We start from the raw sequence: 23,779 nt of genomic DNA, 5'->3' as shown, positions 1-23,779 counted from the left end.
GTTATACTCCCTTCTCTACAAAACCTCTGGCAAGAAGTCCTGCATTCGTATTACTGCTTGCATAGGTAACACCCACGGATACCAGCTTATCAAGCTGTTCTTGGACCGAAGGTGTATCCAGATCGGTTCCAAGGACATAGCCGACAATCTCCAAATGTCTGCCTTCTTGTTCCGCTGCTTGCTTAGCCTCAATAATTGCAGGCACCATAACACCTACTGGATCCTCATGTGATCCATAGCCTAATACAAAATCCATAATGATCACGCCCACCGCCGGGTCCTTCGCTTCCTGCTTGAATCTGGCAATCCGTAAAGAAGGATCAATCATCGGATGTGGTTTGCCGTTAGTGAACCCATCATCCCCAAAGTCAATAAACGTATGTGCTTGGCTGATATGGATATCACCCAGCTGATATTCCGGATCTTTTGGAATGTTGCTATAGACATCGTCGTATTTCTCCATCGCTAGATACATTGCTTCATCACATAAAGTACCGCCGCAGAATAACCCACGAATATACTTCTGTTCTGGCTTCAGCTTGACCTTAATCTCCTCAATCAGCGGAAGGTTTAGCGAATGCTTGTCAATTTGACTCTCATCGATGCCGGATAGAATTACCGCCTTCAGCGCGGCCTCTTTGGTTGTTTTGGCAAAATGTCCACCTGCCTCCAGAACAGCTTCCTCCGTTCCTCCGATAAAGCAGACCACGACAGGCTTATGCATATTTTTGATTTCATTCAGCACTTTTTGTTCCACACTTTTGGCTGGTGGTTTGGAAATCAACACAATGACCTTTGTGGCTTCGTCTTCGTTAAGCGCTTTCATCGCATCAAGCATCATTACTCCGCCGACACGTTCACTTAGGTCTCTGCCGCCTGTGCCAATCAACTGTGAGATGCCTCCGCCAAAATCGTGAATCCGCACGCTGATTTCCTGACTTCCTGTGCCAGATGCACCCACGATGCCGATATTGCCTTTACGAACTTTATTGGCAAAACATAATGCCATATTTCCAATGATCGCGGTTCCGCAATCCGGCCCCATCATCAGTAATCCACGCTCATGTGCTATTTTTTTTAATTCAATTTCGTCTTCTACGCTTACGTTGTCACTGAACATCATGACATGGAGATTATTCTCCAGCGCTTTTCTTGCTTCTCTGGCTGCAAACGATCCGTTGACTGAAATCACTGCAAGATTAGCTGCTGTCCTATTCTTCACTGCCGACTCAATTGTTGGATATTTAAGCTCTGTACCGCCAACTGCACTATCTTTTTTAATAAACAGCTCTTCGATTGCTTCCAAGGCAACTTCAGCCAGCTCAGGGGATGCTGCTTTGATTACGATCATCAGGTCACTATTCTTAGCTTCCTCTAGCTCAGGGGTTATCAGCCCTACATTCGCTAATACCTCTTTATTCATTTGAGTAGCCATTGCGATAAAAGCTTGTTCGACACCCTCTATTTGATTCGCTTTGGTCGACAACGACATGAGCGAGACGGAATCAAAGTATGTGTTTCTTTTAATTACTATTTTAGTCGACATATCTTACCTCCAACGTTGTTCTAGATTAAGATCCAAACCGCTAATGATCCCCAAGGCAATATCTGTTCCGGAAGAAGAACCTATATCCAGCACTGCCGATAAGCCAAGAAGCATATTTTCCTTACTCTCATACATGAGCGAATGCAGCATCTGCCCCATTGACTCTCTCACCTGACCCCAAGCCGCTTTTTTCAGAGCCATATAGCTTATTTCATTCGTTAATTCAGCTGCTTCGTTCACGACTTCCCTGCACCACGGCTGGTATTTACTAATAGGACTCTGAGGCAGATGGATCACAGCAAACAATCCAACTAAATAATCATCTCCCGACGGTGTCAGCCCTGGGCCTAATCCCATTAGTCGAATTGCATAATGAGCAGCATCTTCCATGCTGTCATTCGCCAAGGCGTTCAGAAGACCTGAAGATCGCTCTTCCAGCAGCCGCATCGTTTCTCTCTCAAAGCTGCTAGAACCCGCAAACTGCTTCATACCGCCTGGTTTTCCATAGCTATTGATATAAGCTTTTGCCGCAGCCAAATTATCTCTTAGCGTCTTTACTTCTATTGGAAAAACAGATAAAGAGCTCTGCCAAACTGTCAGTTCCTTGATCGATATTGAAAGCTTAGTGCCAATATATAATTGATCATTCTCCGCAAAAACTTCTTCTCCCACAACCAGTCCAAGAACCGAAAAACTACTAACCTCTGTAATCAAAGTATTAGGCGCATTATCTACCCTACTGCTCGCAATGGTATATAATTCATCAGTTGCCTTGCACCTTACATTTATCGTCCGCTCAAATATGCTGTGTATATTTCCGGAAAATCTTGATTCTCGAATCCGATGAAAGAACGCGCTATCACTGGATATCCCAGCTTTTAAATAAGAGGTACACTTGCTCTGAGAATACTCCGTTTGATCGCCCCCTTGAGAAGGAAGTAGATAATGGTTTGGTCACTTATTGTCAGGTTATCCTATATAGAAAGCGTTCTCATAAAAAAACCGTAACGGTTGATGATGAATGATAGAAGATGTTACACTCAGTTCATAAAATTCCAAGAATGATAAAGATTGAGTTGCTTTCTGTGTGAAAAAGGATATTTTTGTGAAATATATCACAGTTTAACGGTTAAACGTTACCTGACACCCTTATTGTAGTCCTCCGTACACTGGGGGTCATCATACAAGAACACTAAAAACAACAAGTAATCACTATGCACATTGCACAATGGGTGATGATGAGAGGTGTGAATTGATGCTAACGATAAAAGATATCTTACAAATCAAATCCATCGAAGGCATAAAGATCGTTGCGGGGCATTCTGGCCTAAACAATCAAATCTCTGTAGTTAATATCATCGAGAATCCGGACGTATTTGACTGGCTGACCTCGAACGAGCTGCTTTTATCCACCGGATATATCTTCAAAGACAGCACAGAGCTGCAGAACAAATTCATTCATGAGCTGGTGGAGAATAACTGTGCAGGACTCTGCATCAAAATGAAGCGATATTTCGATGCTATCCCGCAGAACATGATCGAGCTTGCTGATAAGCATGGACTTCCGCTACTGGAGCTCCCTTTTGAATACACCTTGTCCAGAGTCATTGCGATCATTAACGAAAAGACCAACGCGGATTACGATGCAGTGAACCGACGCTCGCTCGACCTTCATAATGCGCTGTTCAAAATCGCACTCGAAGGCGGCGGTATTGAGCAAATATCGGCGGAATTGTCCGACACGATCCATAACCCTGTTCTTATATTAGATAGAGACTGGAACCTACTCTGCTATACAGATCATAAGGATAACCCATCTCCACTTCAGGAATTCCTGCCACTGGTGAAGAACAGGCCTGTTTTTCCAACAGAGTTCACGGTAGCTTTCCCAAAGTATATTACTGAAATCAAAAAATCCATCAAACGCACCTACTATTCTCAGGGTCAGCCGTACAAGTGCTGCATTATGCCGGTTTCTGTATCCAGTAACGCTTACGCGTATATCGTCGTTCTGCAAACGGTACGCAAGCTGGTTGAATTTGACTACACCGCACTAGAGCATGTATCCACGATGCTTGCACTGGACCGGATCAAAGCCAAGGAAATCGAAGAGGTAAAGCATAAAATTAGGCAGGACTTCTTCGACGACTTATTAGCTGGCAATATTACTTCAACAGAAACACTGCATTCCCTATCTGCTATGCATGGGCTTAAAGTTAACTATGCGTATTACTGTACAGTTATCCATATTGAAGCTACACAGCTGGAAAACTACACGGACATGGTTTATAGAAAATATGAAATGGAGCATATGGTCAAAAAATGTGTCAATTTGATCTATGGCTTGTCCAGTAATGCAGGTGGAGAGCTAATCTGTTACTATCGCAATCAGCAAATCATCATCTTGATCGGCAAAAATGAAAATAAACCGCCAATTTCCGTAAGCGATACGAAAGCCTTTGCTCAAGAGGTGCTGCAGTTGCTGGCTCAGGAAATGACTAAAAATCATTTTCTCATCGGCATTGGCAGTCAGTATAAGACACTTGCTTCGCTCCATCGAAGCTTCTTCGAGGCCCAGGAAGCTATGCGGCTCATGCAGCGGTTTAATAAAGACAGCCGGAGCATTGCTCACTTCGAGGATTATTCTGTCTATCATTTTCTGGATTCCAACATTAAGCCTACGGAAATGGAGACATTCTTTAACAAAGTTCTGGGAGGCATTCATGAACATGACCAGACGATGAACACGAGATTCATGTCTACCTTGGAGTATTATTTTATGTACAATCAGAATGTAACCGAAGCCGCCAAAGCGATGTTTATTCACCGCAACACCTTTATTTACCGGATTGATAAAATCAAAGATTTGCTAAATATAGATCTGAAAAACTCAGATGAGTTATTCGAGATTCAACTGGCACTTAACCTCTATCGATTGCTGCAAAGGGGTTAAAATAACGCAGGGTATTCCCGGCAACCATTACTCTAGTTGCACTGGAATACCCTTTTTTTCATAACGTCATAGCACGTCCATATCTTGCTAAATATTCTTCCTTCTCCTTATAATCCGGCATTAGGCTTCCAACCCGTCGCCAAAAGGAGCGATCATGGTTCATATGCAGCAAATGACATAACTCATGGATGATCACATAATCGATAACCTCCACGGGAGCCATGGCCAGACGATAGTTAAAGGTTAGCTTTTTATCGGAACTGCAGCTTCCCCATTTGGTCCTGGACTCTACAATTTCGATACTCTTAGGTTTTACTCTAAGCTGCGTCTGGTACCTAGTGATCCGCTCTCCTATAAGCTTCTTGCAGCTAGAGAAATAGAACTTTTTCAGCTTTAACTGAAGTTGTTCTTCACTTAGCTCCGCTGTCTCTATAAGCTCATGCAGAGAATAATATTTGCCTAGATACAGGAACTTTCCTTCATCTTCGTACGCTCTGATCATCTTTGGCGTTTCACGAGCCGCTTCGAGACTTTGCAGCTTCTCCACAATCATTTTGCCATTACGCTCAACCACACTTTTAATCGTCTCTTCAGATGTTTTCTTAGGTACCTTGAGTGTTATGCGCCCTGACGAATCTATATGAATGGAGATTTTTTTCCCGTTTCCATATTGAACATTAAACTCGATCACCTGATTGTCGTAATCAATCTTCATACCCACCATCGTTTCTATAAGATTATTCGCAATAAAAAAGAAGAACGCACCTAGGCGTTCTCCTATTTTAACACGATTCCTCAATACACCGGATATCCCGCTACAAACATTGCCAAGTAAAGTATACTACCCACAACAGATATAACAGTAAGTGCAACATCCTTCGGCTTTTCATTAGTAAGCGCAACGGCTGCAAAAGCTAGCGGAAAGGCAACAAGCAAATAACGCGGGGCTGACAGCAGCCAGGTAGCTCCCACTACGAAAGCAAAATACACGATAAAATAAGCAGTATAGGATGGCCGTAGTTTTCTTGCTCCCATAAACATGATAATTAGTGCTGAGAATATAGCGATTAAATTGGGCAGCCACATGCCGAGAAAAGAACGGCTATCTCCACTTTTAAAGGTGCCCACCGCATATTCCATCTGATATCTTACGGTATCGAAAAAGAGATAGAACTTCTGTGACCAATGCTCCCTCTGGTAAATACTGAACTGAAAAGCATTTCCCGTAACATAGTAGTTGATGTAAAGATAAGCCAGCAAACCCATCGAAATGATAGCAAGACAACCAATGGCGGTGGTCAGCTTATGTATAAACGCTTTTTTATCTAGTAATTTATAATTCCCTATAAGTTCCCGTGCAAATTCAATCGCAACCGGTACAATCAACAGCACCCCTGGAGAACGCGTATACGCTGCGAGTGCACCGCATAAACATCCGATGAGCCATTCTTTTTTTCTCACAAAATATAAACACAACAGCGATAAGGCCAGAAATAGAGATTCGGTCATTGGGATGAAGAAAAAGAACGCAGCCGGAAATATAAAAATATACTTCACTACTCGCATAGCACTCTTTCGATGCATGTCTAGTGCGGCAAGCTCATAGGCGACCAAGGCAGCAACAAGCGAGCAAATATTAGAAACGATGAATCCAGCTACGAGATAATTCCCTACGAATACTTGAACTACTTTAATTAGATTTGGAAAAAAAGGAAAAAAAACAATATGGTATTTCGGATCTCCCTCCGTCACATACCAATTCTCCGCGATGCCCAAATAATGTGAAGCGTCGATCCCCGATATATGCCAGGTCTCAGCTATTTTGTTAAACAAACCACCGGAATAGCCATTCTGTATGATCAAAAATATATACCCGATAATCATAAGCAAGACCCTACTAGCCACTACCCAGCCGATAATATATAGCCAAGCCTGCTTTCTGTCCCGTGTTTTATTCTCCAAAGTTACTTCAGGCGCTGGATTTGTCAGAACAAAATCTGTCAAAACAGGTATAGTACGGAGTCCCAATAATATAAAAAGTACGAAACAGGCCACGGAAGCAAGGGTACCCATCATAGTCCAACTAGTGGTCGAGTTTACCCAGAAAATAGCCGTCACCATCATAATGAACATGAAGATGAAGGAAAGGATTTTGTCGTGCTTTTTCATTTGAACCTCCAGAGATAAATTCTTACAATAATCTAGTTAAAAAAGGAAAATATTACGCATAGAAATATAATAGTCTCTGGAAATTTTTTTGTAAATCATTTCTTAGATCATCATAGATTCTAAAAAAGCCTATGCACTGAAATGCATAGACTGTATGTATAGCACTATTTTAACAACTCTAACACGCCTTGAGGCTGTTGATTAGCTTGAGCCAACATGGCTTGTGATGCTTGAGATAAGACATTGTATTTGGTAAACTTCATCATTTCCTTTGCCATATCCGCATCTCTTATTCGTGATTCAGCTGCTGTTAAGTTCACTTCGTAATTGGTTAGGTTATTATGGATATGTTCTAATGCATTTTGATACGCGCCGTACATTGAACGCTTGGATGAAACGGTATTTATAGCTTTGTCTATTTTCGAAATCGCTAATTCGGCACCTTGTCTAGTTGAAAGATCTATATCCGCAATTCCCAGAGCAGTAGTTCTAGCATCTGTTAATTTAACAGCGAAGTTATTCCCAGAGTTTGCTCCCACCTGAAGATTTACTGTTTTGTAATCATATGTGGTACCAGGGTTTGATCCGTAAGATACATTGAAATTGGTTATCCCAGTTGTAGTTGAAAAAGTGTAACTTCCGTCATCATTACTAATAATGTTATTTAATCTATCCGTAGAGCCCCCACCATTTAGATTAACATTAGCCAATTCATTTCCCTGTGGATCAAAAATGGAAAGACGATAATTATTATCTACTATTCCTCCAACGATGTAATTCCCATCTTTCATTTCTGTAATGCTAGTAAGTTGACTGGAGTTGGAAGTTTCATTTGAGATATTCTTCTCCCATAATACGTTTCCACTACTGTCTAGTTTATAGATTAATCCACTAGTTTTAGTAGAGTCGTTATAAGAACCAACAATTATGGCCCCTCCATCACTGGTTGCGATGGCGCGGTAACCTTCATCATCCCCAGCAGCACCGACTCGTGTGTCCCATAACGGATTTAAGTTACTATCATATTTCACAACCCAGCTTGACTTATCGGTATAAGAACTGTTTAGTTTGAGACTTGATGAACCAATAGCCAAATAACCGCCGTCAGCAGTTTCAATAATAGAATTAAATTCTTCGCTTCCATAGCCAACAGGATTGGATTGTGAAGAACCCGCTATCGAGGTGGATTGTTGCACACCACTACTATTAAATTTAGCCATAAGGCCATCCCAATTTTGAATACCGGAACCCGTCCCTGCCACAATAAAGGAACCGTCACTAGTCTCAATTACTTCATTCCCCATAATGGAGTAGACGCCAGATACCCCTGTACTCCACTGCTCCTTCAAATTCCCATCCCATTTAATTATATTTATCCTTTGATCGGAAATTGCCCCTGCTGAGAAATCATTTCCTAATAAAATATAACCACCATCACTAGATTCCTTAATACTATACACATCCATATTAGGAATTGCTTGTGACCAAACCAGATTACCCATACTATCTAATTTGAAGGGATTATTACCGGGAATTCTTATTCCGACGTAACCTCCATCTGAAGTCTTAGATAAATCTCTGGCAGGTATGTTAGCTGTCCAGTTCGTACTTATATTGCCCTGTACTGGCGTAATATTCGTGTTTACTTCGAGGTCATTATTCAATAAATGAATTCCATTAAATTGAGTGTTATTAGCAATATCATTTATCCCAAGCTTTATCTGCTCAACTTCTTTTTGAATCAATGTTCGATCAAAATTTGTTAAGGTATCACTTGAAGCCTGTATTGCAAGCTCCCGTAGTCTTAGCAGATTAGGATCTTGTATAGTTCCAAGTCCACTCTCAGCAGTCTGAATTAGTGAAATACCATCCTGTGTATTCCTTGCTGCCTGAGACAATCCACGAATCTGTGCTCTCATTTTCTCAGAAATTGCCAATCCTGCAGCATCATCTGCCGCTATATTTATCCGAAGTCCAGAAGATAACCTCTCTTGTGAACTTGTAATAGATTTATTATTTTTATTTAATCTGTTCAAACTATTTAAAGACGTGATGTTGTGACCGATTCGCATTTAATCACCTTTCAATTGTTAGTATCTTCTATATCGGATAGTCCTTAGTAATTTTTTAGGTCAAATTACCCGTGTCTTAAGGCCTCGCCTTAAATTCCTACCGTCCCCCGCTGAAAAGTTGAATATTCACATACTAAAACGGCGATCTATCACCGGTTAAGCACCGACAACAGATCACCGCTAAAATTCTGACTAGATCATTATCATTCAAACGGATAAATCCAGAAATGCTCTGTTCCAAACCGAGCTTGGATCTCTTTATCATTTAAAGGTTTGCTGCCCAACAGCTCAGCAGCTTGGAATTGGGAACGATGCGCCTGAATGGACGCCATCTTGTGCTTGAGGAAATCTCTCACATCATTGATAACCTTTGGCTCCCCAATCTCTACAATATTATTAGCAAAAGCTATACAGTGAACAGGAGGTCTTTCTTCCTTCGGCAATCTTGCAACGGTTCGGATCACTGCAGCTCCAGTAGCATCGTGATCAGGATGAACGCTGTACCCTGGATAGAAAGTGATGATTAGCGAAGGTTTAAGCTCTTTCAAGAGCGCATCAATCTGCCCATCGAGCAAGACTTGATCTTCGAATTCTATCGTCTTGTCGTGAAAACCAAGCATTCTTAAATCCTGTATGCCAATAGCCTCGCAGGATTCCTCCAGCTCCTTCTTACGTATTTCCGGGAGGGTTACCCGATTCGCAAAGGGCGGGATGCCCATATTTCGGCCCATTTCTCCAAGCGTTAGGCATGCGTAGGTAACTTGGGTCCCATTTTGTATATGTTTGGCAAGGGTTCCTGATATACCGAAGGCCTCATCATCCGGATGTGGCAAAATAACAAGAATATGTTTTTCCACAGAACTCTTCATCTCCTCTTCCATTAGAACGGCTCTCGGCTTAATTGTAACGATACGATCAGTTTGCCTTGAGCATCATGTCCAGCCATAATCAATCTGCCTGTCTCACTCTCTTCATAGTGAGTTAGCCCTTCCGAATAAACCCAGCCCTGCGACATTTTTAAGCCGACCCGATAAGGACCGTTGCCGGAAATCGAACCATGGGAATATCGAATAATAGCATTGGTAATAAAAGTAGCGGCTGGATGCTTCGAACTATCTAAATGGGCAGCGTAGGCTCCCGTTGTCATCTCAAGATGGATATATAGATCCTGATCTTTAAGCAGGTCGATCCTATCTTGTACTTCCGATTGATTGATTAGCTGCAATGTTGCGCCTCCGTCTCTGACTGAATATATACATACAAAAAATAAGATCCATACCTTATAGAAGGACGGATCTGTTATATGATAAGCGGGTCCGTATTTCTTTTCAAAGTATAACGTGCAATGCTATGTAATTCAATGGATAGAGCGATCCCCTCCAAGTGTAACAGTAATGGACTGGCTTTTTACTGTTCACCTGAAGGGGATAATATCACTAAGAGGTTATGCAGTTTATATTAGATCACAAACTGATCTAACATCTTTACGATGACTTCACGCTTTACAGGCTTGCTGATATACTCGTCCATCCCGGCAGCTAGACAATTTTCGCGGTCACCCTTCAAAGCATTAGCCGTGACCGCGATGATGGGCGGACATTTCTCTTGATGCTCATCTCTTAACATCTTCATAGCCTCTATGCCGTTCATAATGGGCATGTGAAGATCCAATAAAATAAGATCAAAGGGTTCTTTCCGTGCTGCTTCAACCGCATCTATGCCGTTTGTTACGGCGATAACGCTGTGACCCATTTTTTCGAGTATTTTGGTCAGTACTAGCGCATTGATAGTGTTGTCTTCAGCAAGTAAAATTCTTGCCTCACGTGCGGTATGAAGCTTGTTAATGTTAGCCTCTTGGCGAGGGATTACCACTGATTTCTTGGGCTTGATTGTGAAGGTAACCGACGTACCGCTCTTGCCGTCACTCTCCGCATAGATCTCACCACCCATCATTTCGACAATTCTGCGGCTGATGGCAAGGCCAAGCCCCGTACCTTCATGTCTCCGCATCATAAAGCTATCCACCTGCTCAAACGGTTCAAAAATATCAGTAAGTCGATCAGGATCAATTCCAATGCCAGTATCGGTTACCGTAAAGGCAAGCAGGGAGGGATCTTCCTTTACAAGCCTAACTTTTACCGATATGCTGCCCGCCGGTGTGAATTTCACAGCATTGCCTAGCAGGTTCAAGAACACCTGCTTCAAGCGTTCCTCGTCACCGTAAATAAATTCCGGAACGTCATGATTTATGATGCTGGTGAGCTCCAGATTTTTTTGTTCAGCTTTTATTGCGATAACAGAAAAGCTGTCCTTGAGGCAAGTTCGCAGATCGAATGTATCCTCTTGCAGCTCGCTACGGCCTGCCTCAATTTTTGAAAGATCAAGGATATCATTGATTATATTGAGCAGGATTCCTCCGCTTTTGCGAATGATTTCTACATATTCACGTTGTTCTTCATTAAGCTCTGTTTCAAGCAGAATATCAGTCATGCCGATCACCCCGTTCATGGGAGTGCGAATTTCATGACTCATCATAGCCAGGAACTCACTTTTAGCTCTATTCGTGGACTCTGCGGCTTCCTTAGCTAGCGACAATTGCCTTTGCTCGGAAATGTCCTTGCATATAAGGTAAAATCCGATATTATGATTGTTCACATAAATGGGTGCAATACTGGTGAGCACTTCAACTACTTCGCTTTCCTTAGTGACAAGCTTATTGATATACTGCTCAACCGTATTATCGTAAAGGGCTCTTTCCAGAATGCGCTGGACATTCTCTTCTCCAATCAGACTTGCAAGCTTCATCCCGATCAACTCGGACTCGATGGCGTAGCCCGTTATCTTTTCAGCCATACTATTGGTGTTAATGATTCGACCATCAAGGTCAAAGGAAATGACGGCGTCATGGTTGTATTTTTTAAGCGACGTATACCGTTCAACAGACTCCTGAAGGCGTTGCTCGGATTCCTTTTGCTTTGTAATGTTAACGATTTGGCAAATGAAATATGCTGGCTGATTCGACTCGTCGCTGAATAAGTGGAGAGTAAGCTGTCCCCAAATATAATCTCCATTTTTTGTGATAAACTGCTTTTCCATCTGCAATCTTGTTTTCTCACCCAAGAGTGCCTTTAAATCATGAAGGTTGCCGAAATCTTCGGGGTGAGAAAGGTCTTCTAACCGCATACCCTCAAACTCTTCAGTGGAATAACCAAAAGTCTGTTCAAAGGCCGGGTTTACGGTCAGAATCAAACCATTTGGCGCTAAAAGGGCGATCCCAAAGGAGGCGTGATTAATCACCTGTTGGTTGAACTGTTCCTGGTTTAGATTTACGCGATGCATAGCGACCTCCATGGATGATGTGATTTTTGCGTGAAAAAATAGACCTTCTAATTAGAAGGTCCTATTTATAGCTTATAGTCTAATTTACCCACTTTGTTGTTAATTGAATCCGTTAATTTAACGGGATCGAATAGAACACTCTGGACCCCTTATTGTTCGTATACCAAATGATTTTGTCCCCACTAATAATAGGACTGCACTCTGATAAGGCAAAATACTTGATCGTTTGGATGTCGCTAGTAGCTTTTCCCGCTCCATCTATAAGAACATATTTCAGGTCACCCGGATGATTCTCTTTATCAAACTCCTGCCACAGCACCATCATTTTGTCGTCTGTAATTTTTACTAGTTTAGGGATGGACGCGATCAGGTTCGTGCCTACATATTTAGCCAAGGTGATGTGATTCACCGAAGTACTGCTCAGGTTGGACTTGGGCAACACACTAAGCATGACATCCCTTTGGTCCGTTTCTAAACCCACCATCTCATAAGATGTATACTCTTTGACTAGTGAATGATCTACCGAATTCATAGCGACTATATAGTTCGCCGAGGACAGCTCAAATCCGCCTATAGAAACACCCGTCGCGTTCGCTCCGATTTTGCCGGGAATATTAAATAAGTCCACTTCGTTATAACTGGCTCCGTCTCCTTTATTCAGAACAATCGAACGAGGATAAGCATCACCATGATCGACTAGAACATGCGCTGCACCATCAAACAATACATATTGGTCAAAAGAGTGACTGACATGATTCTTCTGGAATCTTCCCAGATCATTGGTCACAGTCATGGATTTAGTATTTACGATAATAGTAAGCTGGGATTGATGATTTAATTTATCTTCTGTCGTGTATCTTGTACGTGAGGTGTGAAATACAAGCGTATCTCCAGCCTCAGCCATACTACCGGAGCCTGAATCAAACGGGCTAACGGTATAGCTCTCCCCACCCTTTATGGAGACACTGTCTACTCTATTGAAGCTTTTATCATAACGGGCAATACGAATGACTTCTTTGCTATCATTCTCTTCGCGGTTCTCTTGGCCAAAAGCAATATAGTTATACTTCTCCCCACTAAAGAAGCCACCAAACACCGGAAGCTCAAAAGGAATGCTCTTATTGCCTGTTAGTTCGTACTTCTCATTGTACGTTTCAATCGTAAACTCTTTGTTCGCCTCAATAACACTTACAGTCCCATCCTTATTATTCACAAGATAAGAAGAGGCCGTACTTTTCCATCTAGGAAAATAAGAAGATTCCCCGTTACTCTCAACTACAGCCGCCGTCTTTACCCGGTAAGCATGATCTGGGATTTTGGAGAATAACGATATGCGATCAGACTGAACGTCAAATTCAATATCGAACGGGATTTTACCCGCCAAATCTCTCAACTGAAAATAATTGTTATCATCAATATTGTACGCCGTAATAGACTGCAACTGTCCATTGACCAGCACCTTAGAGTTGGAAAGCGTAGCTGCATAATTTTTATTGCGGCTATAATAGTTGCTCGTAGTTTTCTTTTCGGGCGTATAAGCTTGTCCAGTTATGATCTCAATCGCATTGTTCGCTTTATTCCAAGTGATATCAAACTGGCTGCTCGTTCCCGAGAAATACTCTGCCAAATCGCGTAGTCTGAAATAATTGTTATTCGATATGTTGAACCCATTCAGGTTCCGCTGTTCTCCATCAAAATATGTACTGCTCTCTGTTACCTTAGCCTTCACCGTATTGCCCGCAAAGGTTGTAGTGCCGAGCGCTGGTATAACCAGTAATACAATTAGCAAAACACTAAAAATCCTCTTCATCCAACTTTCCCCCATTTATATATAAATAACAATACTATAATTTTTATCGGTATTTTATTCGTATTCCTCCACCACATAACTTACAAACGCCAAGCGCTTACTATCCGGAGACCACGAATTCACGTTAATCGTACCTTGTCCTCCAATCAATTGTACTAGTGTGCGATAATCTCCTCCCGTGCTTGCCATCAATCGAATCTCAACATCCTTATTCGCAGGGTGATCGCCAGGATCTACATCTCCTTTGCGGTAACTCAAGTAAGCAATCGTCTGCCCATCTGGCGATACATGCGGGAACCAGTTATTACTCTCATCAAAAGTCATCTGTGTTTGCTCAGTGCCATCGGCATTCATTCGCCATATCTGCATCAGCCCTGTACGCACCGAGTTGAACCATATATTTCCCCCATCTGGTGAATATTCAGGCCCATCATCCAGCCCAGGCGAATCCGTCAGTTGTACCTCTACTCCCCCGTCTACTGGAATGGTATAAATATCATATTGACCATTGCGCTCTGCACAGTAAGCTAACTCAGCACCGTTTGGAGACCAACCATGTAAATAACTTGGAGCATTCGGTGTAACTAGAACCGGTTCGCCACCCTCCATGGGAAGAATATATATACGAGATTTACCATCTTCTTTCGTATGGTGACTAATTGCGATCTTAGTGTTGTCAAAAGACAGAACATGATCGTTATTACATTCCGCAGCAAACCCCGAGTCAATTTGAACAAGCTCACAGGTTGCGATGTCGAACGAATAGAGACAACCTCGACTATTATAAATAAGACGCTTACCATCGCTAGTCCAATTGGGTGCCTCGATTAAATAATCAAATGAGCGGAGGGCAGTACGCTCCCTAGTCTGTACATCTACGATTTCTAATGTGCTAATCACTTTCATTGTCCTCTCTCCCATCGTTAAAATATGTACATAACCCACTTCGACAGCTATTCTAAATCCCCTTTCTTTCTTGGTAATACAATTATAAAGACAAAAAGATCCGCCTCGAAGAGTTCACTCCTCAAGGCAGATCCATAATCATCTTATAAACGTCCAGCCGCTTTTACTTTTACCAGCAAGGCATTACCCGGCAAGTATGCAATCGGAATATCCTCAGACAATACGATCTGAACGGTATCGCGATCTGCACCGGCTAGAACAGCTTGCTCTATTGCATGGCTGCGGGCATCTTCCTTAGCTTCATCATAAGACATTTCGTCCAGGGAATAAATCCGCTCTGTCTCCCCGCTCACCTCACCTAACGCAGCGCCAATCGCATTTGCAGCATCATAGTGATCCGGTCTTACAATCCGTGATACACCTTCAAGCTTGTCTGCCACAAGAATACTTCCGCCACCGACCAAAATGACGTCAACAGGATCTGAGCTTGTCTTCATCCGATCAATCGCTTCCTCGATATCCCGCGTAATGATCTCATCTGCTCTCTTGCAGATCGATTCATCAAGTGCCTCAGTCTGCGCATCTTTCCACTCGTATCGATTAAGCTTCACCGCCACATCGGTTGCTGTGAGCGTATCACCACCAAAGATGAGACCGCGCTTCAATAGCTCGTACCCCACGCTATCCGGACCCACTGTTACCTGATCCTGCGTTTCATCCAAGCGAACGATTGTACCGCCGCCGATCCCGATCGATAAGATATCCGGCATGCGGAAGTTCGTGCGAATCCCGCCAATCTCAACCGCAGCGGAGGATTGACGCGGGAAGCCTTGCATCAGGACGCCGATATCTGTCGTGGTGCCACCGATATCAACAACAAGTGCATCATTCAGACCTGACAAGTGTGCCGCGCCCCGAATGGAATTCGTCGGACCGCAAGCAATCGTCAGAATCGGGTAACGAAGCGCATATTCACTGTACATCAGTGTTCCATCGTTCTGACAGATGTATAGGCTCGCGTCAATTCCATAAGTGTGAAGCGCCTCTTCGAAGCCCTTTACGACTCCAGCAATGACGTTAAGTAATGCGCCGTTCAGCAACGACGCGTTCTCACGCTCGAGCAATCCAATACTTCCAATCTCATGAGACAACGTCACAGGCATATCTGCGCCAAGTACTTGCTTCGCTAGTTCTTCGACACGTTTCTCCTGCGAGGTATTCACTGGGGAGAACACACCACAGATCGCAACCGCTTCGACTTCACCCTTCATTTTCAAAAAGCAGTCTAGAATCTCTTCTTCATCCATTTCAACAATCGTGCGGCCATCATACTCATATCCACCTTGAACAACATAAGCATGTGGGCAAACCGTTGCCTTAAGTGTATCGTCCCAATCCGCAAGTGGAGGAACCGCAGTTGTTGCCGGTGCCCCGATTCGAATCAAGCCGACTTTCCCCAAGTGCTTGCGCTCTACAATAGCATTCGTACAGTGCGTAGTTCCGAGCATTGCATAACGAATCTGCGCCGGATTCACACTACTCTCTGCTAACAAACGACGGATGGATTCAGTAATGCCTTCATTCACATCACTTGTGGTATGCACTTTTATCGTATGAATGGTGTTTAGCTTGGAGTCGAGCAAGGCTGCATCTGTATTTGTCCCGCCGACATCAATCCCAATGCGGTATATTTCTTCCATGTTGTCTACATTCGTATGAGACATTACTCTGCTCCCCCTTTCTCTGCTGCCAATTGTTCAATTGGAACATAAGGTGCATCATAGCCAAAATATTGTGGACCTACCGTCTCGAGGCCCTTTGGTGAACGCCATTTCGGATCACAAGGGAAACCAACCACACTAACCCGAGCACCGTATTTCAAATTCTCAGTCGTGATTGGCATACCGGTATCCTGGTCAAGCACAGAGATCAGGTCAGGAGTAATAGCAATTGAATGTCCATCTTCTGTGGCAAGAAGGAACTCATTCTGGAAGAACAAAGTCATCGTACGTCCTTTTTTAGCATCTGTACCTTCGAAGATCGCTTCACCGCGTGTAAATCCACCTTCTGTACGACGGCGAATGTCTACTGTCTTACCCTGGAACAACGCATATCCATTCAGCTGCTTCAGCAGCATTTCAATTGGATTCTGCTTCAATTCCTTGGACTCAAACAATGTTTTTCCGATTTCATACGCAAGCGTCAAGGTATGTGGAATTGCACTTTGCTTTACCTGCGCTCCAGTTACCGGATAATCACAAATCGAAGCTGATCCGCCCATTTGAATCGTAACCGCACGCGCCATCCGCTCTTCCCAAACACCGTCGATCGCATGCATAAGCACACCGTTGCCGCGTTCATCTGCCATCGTAATCGGACTGCAGTCAATACCGTCCAAGTAGAATGTCACCATTTGCGATTCTGGAAAAGCCCGTCCCATGGCATCCGCATCTACGATAGGAATATTGCGTTCCGCAGCCGTAATTACGGGAACCAGAGAGTTACCGCCACCGACCTCAATCGGCATAATGGCGCTCACCTTACGGCCCAGCTCTTTCTCAATCATATCCAAAGGCTTGATCATTTGCTGAATCGAAGGAATCTTCTCATTCATAACCGTAGGTGCGCCAATCATGGATATAGGAACAACCAATGCATCGTCCTCCAGATCCTCAGGACTTACTAAACGAACAGGACCATATTTGCGAATGGCTTCCATCGCCATCAATTTACCAATATGCGGGTCACCGCCCCCGCCTGTTCCAAGAACGGCTGCACCAACAGCAATGTATTGCACCGCTTGTTCATTTAATTCTGTTAGTTTGTGATTTCTCATGTTGTTATCCCTTCTTTGTCATGATTTTGCCGACAATCCACTGCACGATAAAGGCGAACATAAACGCATCTAATGCCGGTACGCTCGTGATTTGGAACCATCCAAATCCATCTGGCGCTGCGGTTGTCATAAAAGCGAACAACGTAGCTGCAACCCACACCGCTAAGGAGCGAATCACCCAGTTCTTATTGCGATCCAGACCTTCAAAAGTGAATTTCTTTCGATCTACAAGCAAAAATTCGGACGTGTAGATCCCCCCGATTGGAGAGACAAACACCGTAATAATATTTAGGAAAGATAAAAACTTATCATAGATGCCAAATACGGCAAGCAACGTAGCAAAGATACCTGCCACAATAGTAATTAGCTTTTTCGGAACCTTTTGGAACACGACAGAGAACCCTAGCGAAGCAGAATATAAATTGTTCGTGTTTGTCGTCCATTGGGCAAGGGTTAAGACGATAATGGCTGGAAGCCCAAGTCCTAGCGCAATGAAAATATTCGTCAGATCATCTGTGTCCATAATTCGAGATAGGAAAATAGCTACAATCGTCATGAAGCTGTTACCCACAAAAAAGCCGATAAAGGCCGCGGTTATAGCGTGCTTCGGTGTGCGCGCCCAACGAGCGATATCCGGTGAAAGCACCGTGCCGACAATAAAGATACCAATAACAAGCGAGATCGCTGTCCCCATCGGGATCGCTGCTCCGCTAATCGGTTCCCACACGGCTGAAGCTCCTTTGGTATGGAACGCGGAATAAATAGCCACTCCGATAAACAAAATAAGCAATGGTACGGACCAGGTGCTTAGTCGTTCAATAGATTGATATCCCCAAATAGCTGTCGACATCATCAAAAGCCCACCTATGAATGAAAGCACCCCTAAGGACAGATGAATATCCCATAATTGACTAAAAGCAGTCTGCATATTCGAAGCGAAGAAGCCGACCTGCACCCCAAACCAACCGAGTGAGAAAATACCGAGGATAACTGCTACGACACGTGCACCCACATTTCCGAATAGAAACCGAGAGATCATCGATGTCGATAACCCTGTTTTAGCCCCTACATACGCACATAACGCTCCGATCACCCCTAGGATTAACGAACCGATTATTGTTGCTGTGAGTGAATCCGTCAGATTCATTCCATTGCCAAGCTGAGCACCCAAGAACATCGCTGATAGGTCAATTCCGATGGCGATCCAGACGAGCGACATAGATAGCCATTTTTTACGCAAATGCGCTGGAACCGGCTCTCTCTCAAAATCCCCCGAGCTAAGCTCGTTCCCCTTTACTTCACTTACTTCTGCCATTCTCCCCATCCCCTTGTTGTTATCTTCTTCTGTAGCGCTATGAGGACGCACCTTTCCAATACATTTCAAACGCATGGTTTAGCTTACGCTCATAAATTCCCTTAGAAGTGTAATAGAAATACTGCATGCTTAATCCATCCATCAAGTTGAGAAAAGCATCTGCGAGAAGCTGCACGGATTGATCGCGAATTATGCCCTCTTCCATTCCTTTCAAGATGAATTGTTCAATGATCTTCGTCAGCATCGCGTCGGACTCTAGAAATGCTTGCTCAATCGTTTCCTTTAAGAATGCCGGTGGGAATACCACATACCTCAGTACAATTTTGCTTGCTTCAGGGCTCTTCTGATAGAACTCATACTGTCTAGACAATATGCCTCGTAGACTTTCCTGCGCACTCAATACTTTCTGCTCTTCCGATAGCTCTTGAATATAAGTGTTATAGGACTGCATAGCCTCACGAAAGACCGTCATAAACAAATCTTCTTTATTCTCAAAAAAGGCATAGATCGCCGGAGTCTTCACGCCAACTTCCTTCGCAATTTCAGAGAGAGCCGTACCCTCGTAACCCTTCTCTCCGAATAGTCGCATCGCTACTTCTTTCAACTTGTTTTTGGTCAAGACATTCCACATCCCTTACTTACTTAATTAACGTTAATTAAAAAACACTATACATCTTTATGCATAATAATTCAATGTTTTTCATAAAAAAAATAGCCCTCAATACATACAAAAAAAGCCGACCAACATCAGGATAATCCCTGAATTATGATCAGCTGAACGGTGAGCTGGGTTTACTTTAGAAGCAAAGTTGTTAATGTAATCTTTCATCAAACATGAGTTGAATTTGAATACCAAAGGGATCCTCAATGATACCGTAGGCTTTACTAAACACATTGCTGGATAACGGAGAAATAATTTTCACGCGCTCGTCTGTGATTAAGCTTTTATAAAAACCTTCAATCCCCTCTAAATCAGCACTTTGAATACATAATGAAGTGTTATTGCCCACTGTATATTTCTCATTCGTATTCATTGTATCTTCTGCTATCATTATTTTTGTTTTTCCGATTAACAGGACAGAGTGAGTAATATAATCCTTATTTTCATCCGTAAGCTGTATGGAGCTGTCACGTTCTGCGAGTTGTTGATAGGTAACACGTAACAATTCCTCTGCATCAAAATGCTTTTTGTAAAATTCTATAGCTTCCTTGGCTCTTCCCTTCATCGATAAGAAAATAGCTACTTCTAGTGTTGTACTCATAGTGTAAATCTCCTTCGTATATTTGATATGTGATCTTAAACTTATTATCATATATAAAGGTATCAAAACATGACACCTTAATAAGGAGCTTTTTATATGAAGAAATCAGAACGATTAAATGACATGATGAGATACTTAAACGGGCGAGAGTTTTTTAATCTAAGTAACCTTATGGAGAAATACAATATTTCAAAAAGCACAGCGCTACGTGATGTTACTTCATTAGAACAATTGGGTATGCCTATTTTCGCGGAACATGGAAGACACGGACGTTATGGTATTCTAAAAAACAGATTGTTATCCCCTATTATTTTCACGATAGATGAAGTCTATGCGCTGTATTTTGCCATGCTGACGTTAGAATCTTATCAATCTACACCCTTTCATCTAAGTGTTAACAAGCTAAACGAAAAGTTCGAGCACTGTCTATCGAGTACACAAATCAACCAGATTCACAAAATGAAAAAGGTCCTGCAATTCGAAATGTATCAGCATAAGCATGTCAGCCGTTTTTTAGATAAAATCCTAGCAAGTATTCTAAATGAGAGTGCCTGTAACATTGAATATACAAAAGAAAACCAAACAAAAAGCTACCCTGTTCAATTCTTTAGGATTTCCGCTAAGTTTGGTCAATGGTATGCCACTGGAATAGAGCTTGCGACGAATACATATAGAGTTTTTAGATGTGATCGAATAACCTTCATTGAAGAAGAGGAAAGCAAGGCTCGTTATTCTATAGAAGAACTTCTTAGTCGTTCATTAGAAATCTATCAGTCTGCGAAAAGTATTGACTTTGAAGTTGAGATTGCGGAACAAGCAAAGGATATTTTTTATAAAGAACATTATCCTTCTATGGAAATAGAGGTGGGTCCGAAAACAGTCATTAAGGGATTCTATAATCCAGGTGAAGAGGATTTCTTGGCTAATTATTTTATCCGATATGGTCATGCTGTTACATCCGTGAAACCTGAAGCCTTAAAACAAATAATCAAAGATAAGTTAGAGCAACTGGTAAATCACTATCAAAAAATATAAAGCTAATCAAAAAGGGGTAAAAAACATAGCTTGGAGAACTGCCTTAGCCTTTTTGAGGTTGCGCGTATCCAGTTGGTTAAGCATGTCTACGATTTGACTCATTTCATCGTTTTCCACTGGCTCAAGAGATGCTCCGGTAGTTAATAGTTCTTTTTCAGCAACAGATTCCGAATGAACCCATGACGCTTCCAAAGTATCCTCGAAGGCTTGGATTATAAATAACAATTCATCCGTGTTATATCTCTGTAGAAACCGGTTTATCCCTTTATTCATCTGCTTATGTAGGGCTAAATGCAAATCGAATATTTCTTTCCCTAGAGGTGTTGTAAGAAAAAGCACTTCTTTTTTATTATCGGGGAGAAACTCCGTGCGAATAATCTCCTGTTGTACTAATTTTCTAGTGATTTTGGACACGCTGCCTTTTGGAATTCCGAATTGCTTCGAAATGGTAGTACCATTCACCGGCTCAAGCTGTCCAATCGCATCTATTACATGCAGCATCATGACTGTGGAGTCTTGGAGGAAATCAATGATATGGGGATTACTGCAGTTCTGAATCAACCATTCCTTCTCTTCATCATCCTCCGATTGAAATCGCTTTTGTAATTGGGGAATCTTCTCTATTAATTTTTTTATCAAAATATCCTTATTAGGTAAGTTCTCGAAAGAATGCGTCACTGTTAAGTCTCCTCGTAAATTCATCTTATGCTCATTTTAACAAGACACAGCTCATAAATAAAGTTTCCTAGAAATAATATTGACAACAAGGAAACTTAAAACGTATTATTGTTTCCGTAGTTAATATTTAATTTCGAGGAAACAATTAATCATAAAGAAGGTGTTTATATGAATGTCTTAATTATTTTTGATCATCCCTACGGCGCATCAGCGTCCGAGAATATCCCCCATCAGCGAAGCTATTCCGCAGCCTTATTAGCCTCCGTTATGCGAGGTCTTACCACCAAAGATCATACGATTGATCTTATCGATCTGCATGCCGATGGATTTGATCCAGTCATGTCGCACGAAGAACTCACTGCTTGGCGGCATATGAGAACCACCGACCCGCTAGTCGCCAATTATCAGCAGCGTCTTATAGCAGCGGATCATATCGTCTTCATTTTCCCTATATGGTGGGAAGCTATGCCCGCTCTTACCAAAGGTTTTCTTGATAAGGTATTCGCAAAAGGCATTGTCTACGAAGAAACTAAACCTGGGCGGCCCTTCAAATGCTTGCTCCCGAATATCAAAGGAGTGTCCCTCCTGACCGTAATGAACACACCCGACTTCTTTTATCGCTGGATTTTTGGAAACCCCATCACCAAAATTCTGTTCAGAGGCACCTTCCGCAAAATGGGAATACGAAAGAACCTGCGTTGGTATAATTATGCCGGGATGTCAGATCGCAGCTTAGAAGAGCGGGTGAAGCATCTCGATAAAACAGAACAACGGTTTGCACGACTGTACTAAACTAGACTAGATTAAATTACTCAAGCGCTGACTGATTCTGAGGCTAGCCTAATATAAAAAAACACGCCAATAACTGGCGTGTTTTAGTTAAATTTATTAAAATTCTTCATACGATGCGGGATCTTGATCAGCTATGCGACCTGTTGGCGAGGTTAATGCGGAAATAACGGTCATCTCAGCTTCCGATAATTGAAAATCAAAAATATTCAGATTATCGCGCTGATGCTCTAGAGAAGAAGCCTTTGGAATGGGAATAGCCCCAAGCTGTATATGCCAACGTAAGATAACTTGCGATATCGATTTATTATGAACCTTGCCTATTTCCGCTATTTTCTCATTTTCCAGTACGCTGCTAGCTCGTCCCAATGGACTCCACGATTCAATCACTACCCCATGCTCTTTGTTCCATGCACGTTGCTCTTCCTGATTAAAATGAGGATGCAGCTCAATCTGATTCATGCTCGGCGCTACGCCAGTTTCTTGTATCAAACGCTCGATATGCTCCGGCAAAAAGTTACATACACCGATGGAGCGGATCAAACCTTGTTTCCGTGCCTCGATCATCGCCTGCCAGGCTTCAACATATAAATTCACTCTAGGGTTAGGCCAGTGGATGAGATAGAAATCATAATAATCCAACCCGGCTCTGAATAAAGACTCCTGTATGGTGGCTAATGCTTCTTTATAAGAGTGATGGCGACCTGGCAGCTTGGAAGTAATGAGCAGTTCTTCCCTAGGCACAGAAGTTTGCCGAACAGCCTGGCCTACAGCACCTTCGTTCTCATAATTAAACGCAGTGTCGATCAGACGATAGCCAACATCAATCGCCTTAGTGATGTTTTGTGCTCCCTCAGTACCATTTAACGCGTAAGTACCAAAACCAATAGCAGGCACCTTCACTCCATCGTTCAATATGATTTCAGGTATTCTCTCAGTCATCGTCGCACTTCTCCTTTGTTGTCATTTAAGCCCCTGCCGATCCATCTTATAATTATTATAACATCTTCATAGTAAACTCAATCATTGGGTTACCTGAACAACCTCTAGCTTATTGGTAAGCCGCTTT

At 42.6% G+C, this 23,779-nt stretch carries 20 protein-coding genes; 3 read left to right on the top strand and 17 right to left on the bottom strand.

All coding sequences use genetic code 11. The annotated features are described in order from the left end of the window. Window position 1: 1 nt before the first annotated feature. Both fdrA and NSS82_RS04085 read right to left on the bottom strand, forming a co-directional pair. Window positions 2-1,546, bottom strand: coding sequence for an acyl-CoA synthetase FdrA (fdrA, locus tag NSS82_RS04090; protein WP_076272153.1), 1,545 nt, complete (start codon window positions 1,544-1,546; stop codon window positions 2-4). A gap of 3 nt (window positions 1,547-1,549) precedes the next feature. Beyond that, entirely contained in the window at window positions 1,550-2,260 is a 711-nt protein-coding gene (locus NSS82_RS04085; RefSeq protein ID WP_081386538.1) for a DUF2877 domain-containing protein, read from the bottom strand. A 541-nt stretch (window positions 2,261-2,801) separates the two neighbouring features. On the opposite strand from NSS82_RS04085, the gene NSS82_RS04080 reads away from it, so the two are divergent. After that, on the top strand, window positions 2,802-4,499 hold the full coding sequence (locus NSS82_RS04080; protein ID WP_076272152.1) for a PucR family transcriptional regulator: 1,698 nt from the start codon (window positions 2,802-2,804) through the stop codon (window positions 4,497-4,499). Window positions 4,500-4,557: 58 nt separating this feature from the next. Here the strand turns inward: NSS82_RS04080 and NSS82_RS04075 are convergent, their stop codons facing one another. The 13 genes from NSS82_RS04075 to NSS82_RS04015 all read right to left on the bottom strand — a co-directional run bounded on the left by NSS82_RS04075 (window position 4,558) and on the right by NSS82_RS04015 (window position 20,208). After that, window positions 4,558-5,214, bottom strand: a complete 657-nt coding sequence (locus NSS82_RS04075; protein ID WP_038574107.1) for a M48 family metallopeptidase — start codon at window positions 5,212-5,214, stop codon at window positions 4,558-4,560. Between the two features lie 80 nt (window positions 5,215-5,294). After that, the gene (locus tag NSS82_RS04070; protein WP_076272151.1) at window positions 5,295-6,668 is read right to left on the bottom strand and encodes a hypothetical protein; all 1,374 of its coding nucleotides are present in this window, start codon (window positions 6,666-6,668) and stop codon (window positions 5,295-5,297) included. A gap of 164 nt (window positions 6,669-6,832) precedes the next feature. After that, window positions 6,833-8,704, bottom strand: a complete 1,872-nt coding sequence (locus tag NSS82_RS04065) for a flagellin N-terminal helical domain-containing protein (protein WP_178944173.1) — start codon at window positions 8,702-8,704, stop codon at window positions 6,833-6,835. Window positions 8,705-8,943: 239 nt separating this feature from the next. Next, window positions 8,944-9,597 carry a bacillithiol biosynthesis deacetylase BshB2 gene (gene bshB2, locus NSS82_RS04060; protein WP_038574105.1) on the bottom strand — a complete coding sequence of 218 codons (654 nt, stop codon included), beginning with the start codon at window positions 9,595-9,597 and terminating at the stop codon, window positions 8,944-8,946. Between the two features lie 23 nt (window positions 9,598-9,620). Continuing rightward, complete coding sequence (locus NSS82_RS04055) at window positions 9,621-9,965, bottom strand: YojF family protein (RefSeq protein ID WP_036684865.1); 345 nt, start codon at window positions 9,963-9,965, stop codon at window positions 9,621-9,623. 233 nt (window positions 9,966-10,198) lie between these two features. Continuing rightward, complete coding sequence (locus NSS82_RS04050; RefSeq protein WP_076098697.1) at window positions 10,199-12,079, bottom strand: PAS domain S-box protein; 1,881 nt, start codon at window positions 12,077-12,079, stop codon at window positions 10,199-10,201. Between the two features lie 112 nt (window positions 12,080-12,191). Continuing rightward, a complete protein-coding gene (locus NSS82_RS04045) occupies window positions 12,192-13,889 on the bottom strand; it encodes a hypothetical protein (RefSeq protein WP_076272149.1) in 1,698 nt (565 codons plus the stop codon). Window positions 13,890-13,943: 54 nt separating this feature from the next. Continuing rightward, complete coding sequence (locus NSS82_RS04040; RefSeq protein ID WP_244886420.1) at window positions 13,944-14,795, bottom strand: TolB family protein; 852 nt, start codon at window positions 14,793-14,795, stop codon at window positions 13,944-13,946. Between the two features lie 143 nt (window positions 14,796-14,938). Further along, on the bottom strand, window positions 14,939-16,519 hold the full coding sequence (locus NSS82_RS04035; RefSeq protein ID WP_076272148.1) for a hydantoinase/oxoprolinase N-terminal domain-containing protein: 1,581 nt from the start codon (window positions 16,517-16,519) through the stop codon (window positions 14,939-14,941). After that, complete coding sequence (locus NSS82_RS04030) at window positions 16,519-17,631, bottom strand: DUF917 domain-containing protein (protein ID WP_076272147.1); 1,113 nt, start codon at window positions 17,629-17,631, stop codon at window positions 16,519-16,521. Before NSS82_RS04030 ends, NSS82_RS04035 begins: the two co-directional genes overlap by 1 nt. 4 nt (window positions 17,632-17,635) lie before the next feature. Then, a complete protein-coding gene (locus NSS82_RS04025) occupies window positions 17,636-18,946 on the bottom strand; it encodes a cytosine permease (protein ID WP_042184919.1) in 1,311 nt (436 codons plus the stop codon). A gap of 37 nt (window positions 18,947-18,983) precedes the next feature. After that, on the bottom strand, window positions 18,984-19,565 hold the full coding sequence (locus NSS82_RS04020) for a TetR/AcrR family transcriptional regulator (protein ID WP_076272146.1): 582 nt from the start codon (window positions 19,563-19,565) through the stop codon (window positions 18,984-18,986). A gap of 193 nt (window positions 19,566-19,758) precedes the next feature. Then, entirely contained in the window at window positions 19,759-20,208 is a 450-nt protein-coding gene (locus tag NSS82_RS04015; protein WP_076105333.1) for a VOC family protein, read from the bottom strand. Window positions 20,209-20,304: 96 nt separating this feature from the next. Between NSS82_RS04015 and NSS82_RS04010 the strand changes: the two genes are divergently transcribed. Then, window positions 20,305-21,243 (top strand): helix-turn-helix transcriptional regulator, encoded by a 939-nt coding sequence (locus NSS82_RS04010; RefSeq protein ID WP_036684860.1) that lies wholly within the window; start codon window positions 20,305-20,307, stop codon window positions 21,241-21,243. Between the two features lie 6 nt (window positions 21,244-21,249). On the opposite strand, the gene NSS82_RS04005 is transcribed toward NSS82_RS04010, so the two are convergent. Beyond that, window positions 21,250-21,921: a winged helix DNA-binding protein gene (locus NSS82_RS04005; protein WP_256718380.1), complete on the bottom strand. Its 672-nt coding sequence runs from the start codon at window positions 21,919-21,921 to the stop codon at window positions 21,250-21,252. A gap of 168 nt (window positions 21,922-22,089) precedes the next feature. Between NSS82_RS04005 and NSS82_RS04000 the strand changes: the two genes are divergently transcribed. Beyond that, window positions 22,090-22,713, top strand: coding sequence for an NAD(P)H-dependent oxidoreductase (locus NSS82_RS04000; RefSeq protein ID WP_076272144.1), 624 nt, complete (start codon window positions 22,090-22,092; stop codon window positions 22,711-22,713). Between the two features lie 96 nt (window positions 22,714-22,809). Here the strand turns inward: NSS82_RS04000 and NSS82_RS03995 are convergent, their stop codons facing one another. Next, entirely contained in the window at window positions 22,810-23,652 is an 843-nt protein-coding gene (locus NSS82_RS03995; RefSeq protein ID WP_036684855.1) for an aldo/keto reductase, read from the bottom strand. Window positions 23,653-23,779: the final 127 nt, after the last annotated feature.

The sequence above is a fragment of the Paenibacillus sp. FSL H7-0735 genome (genome assembly GCF_038008505.1).
Classification (GTDB): Bacteria; Bacillota; Bacilli; order Paenibacillales; family Paenibacillaceae; genus Paenibacillus_AQ; species Paenibacillus_AQ odorifer.
The sequence above is the reverse complement of the archived record's forward strand: the minus strand, read 5'-3'. Positions and strand labels throughout refer to the sequence as shown.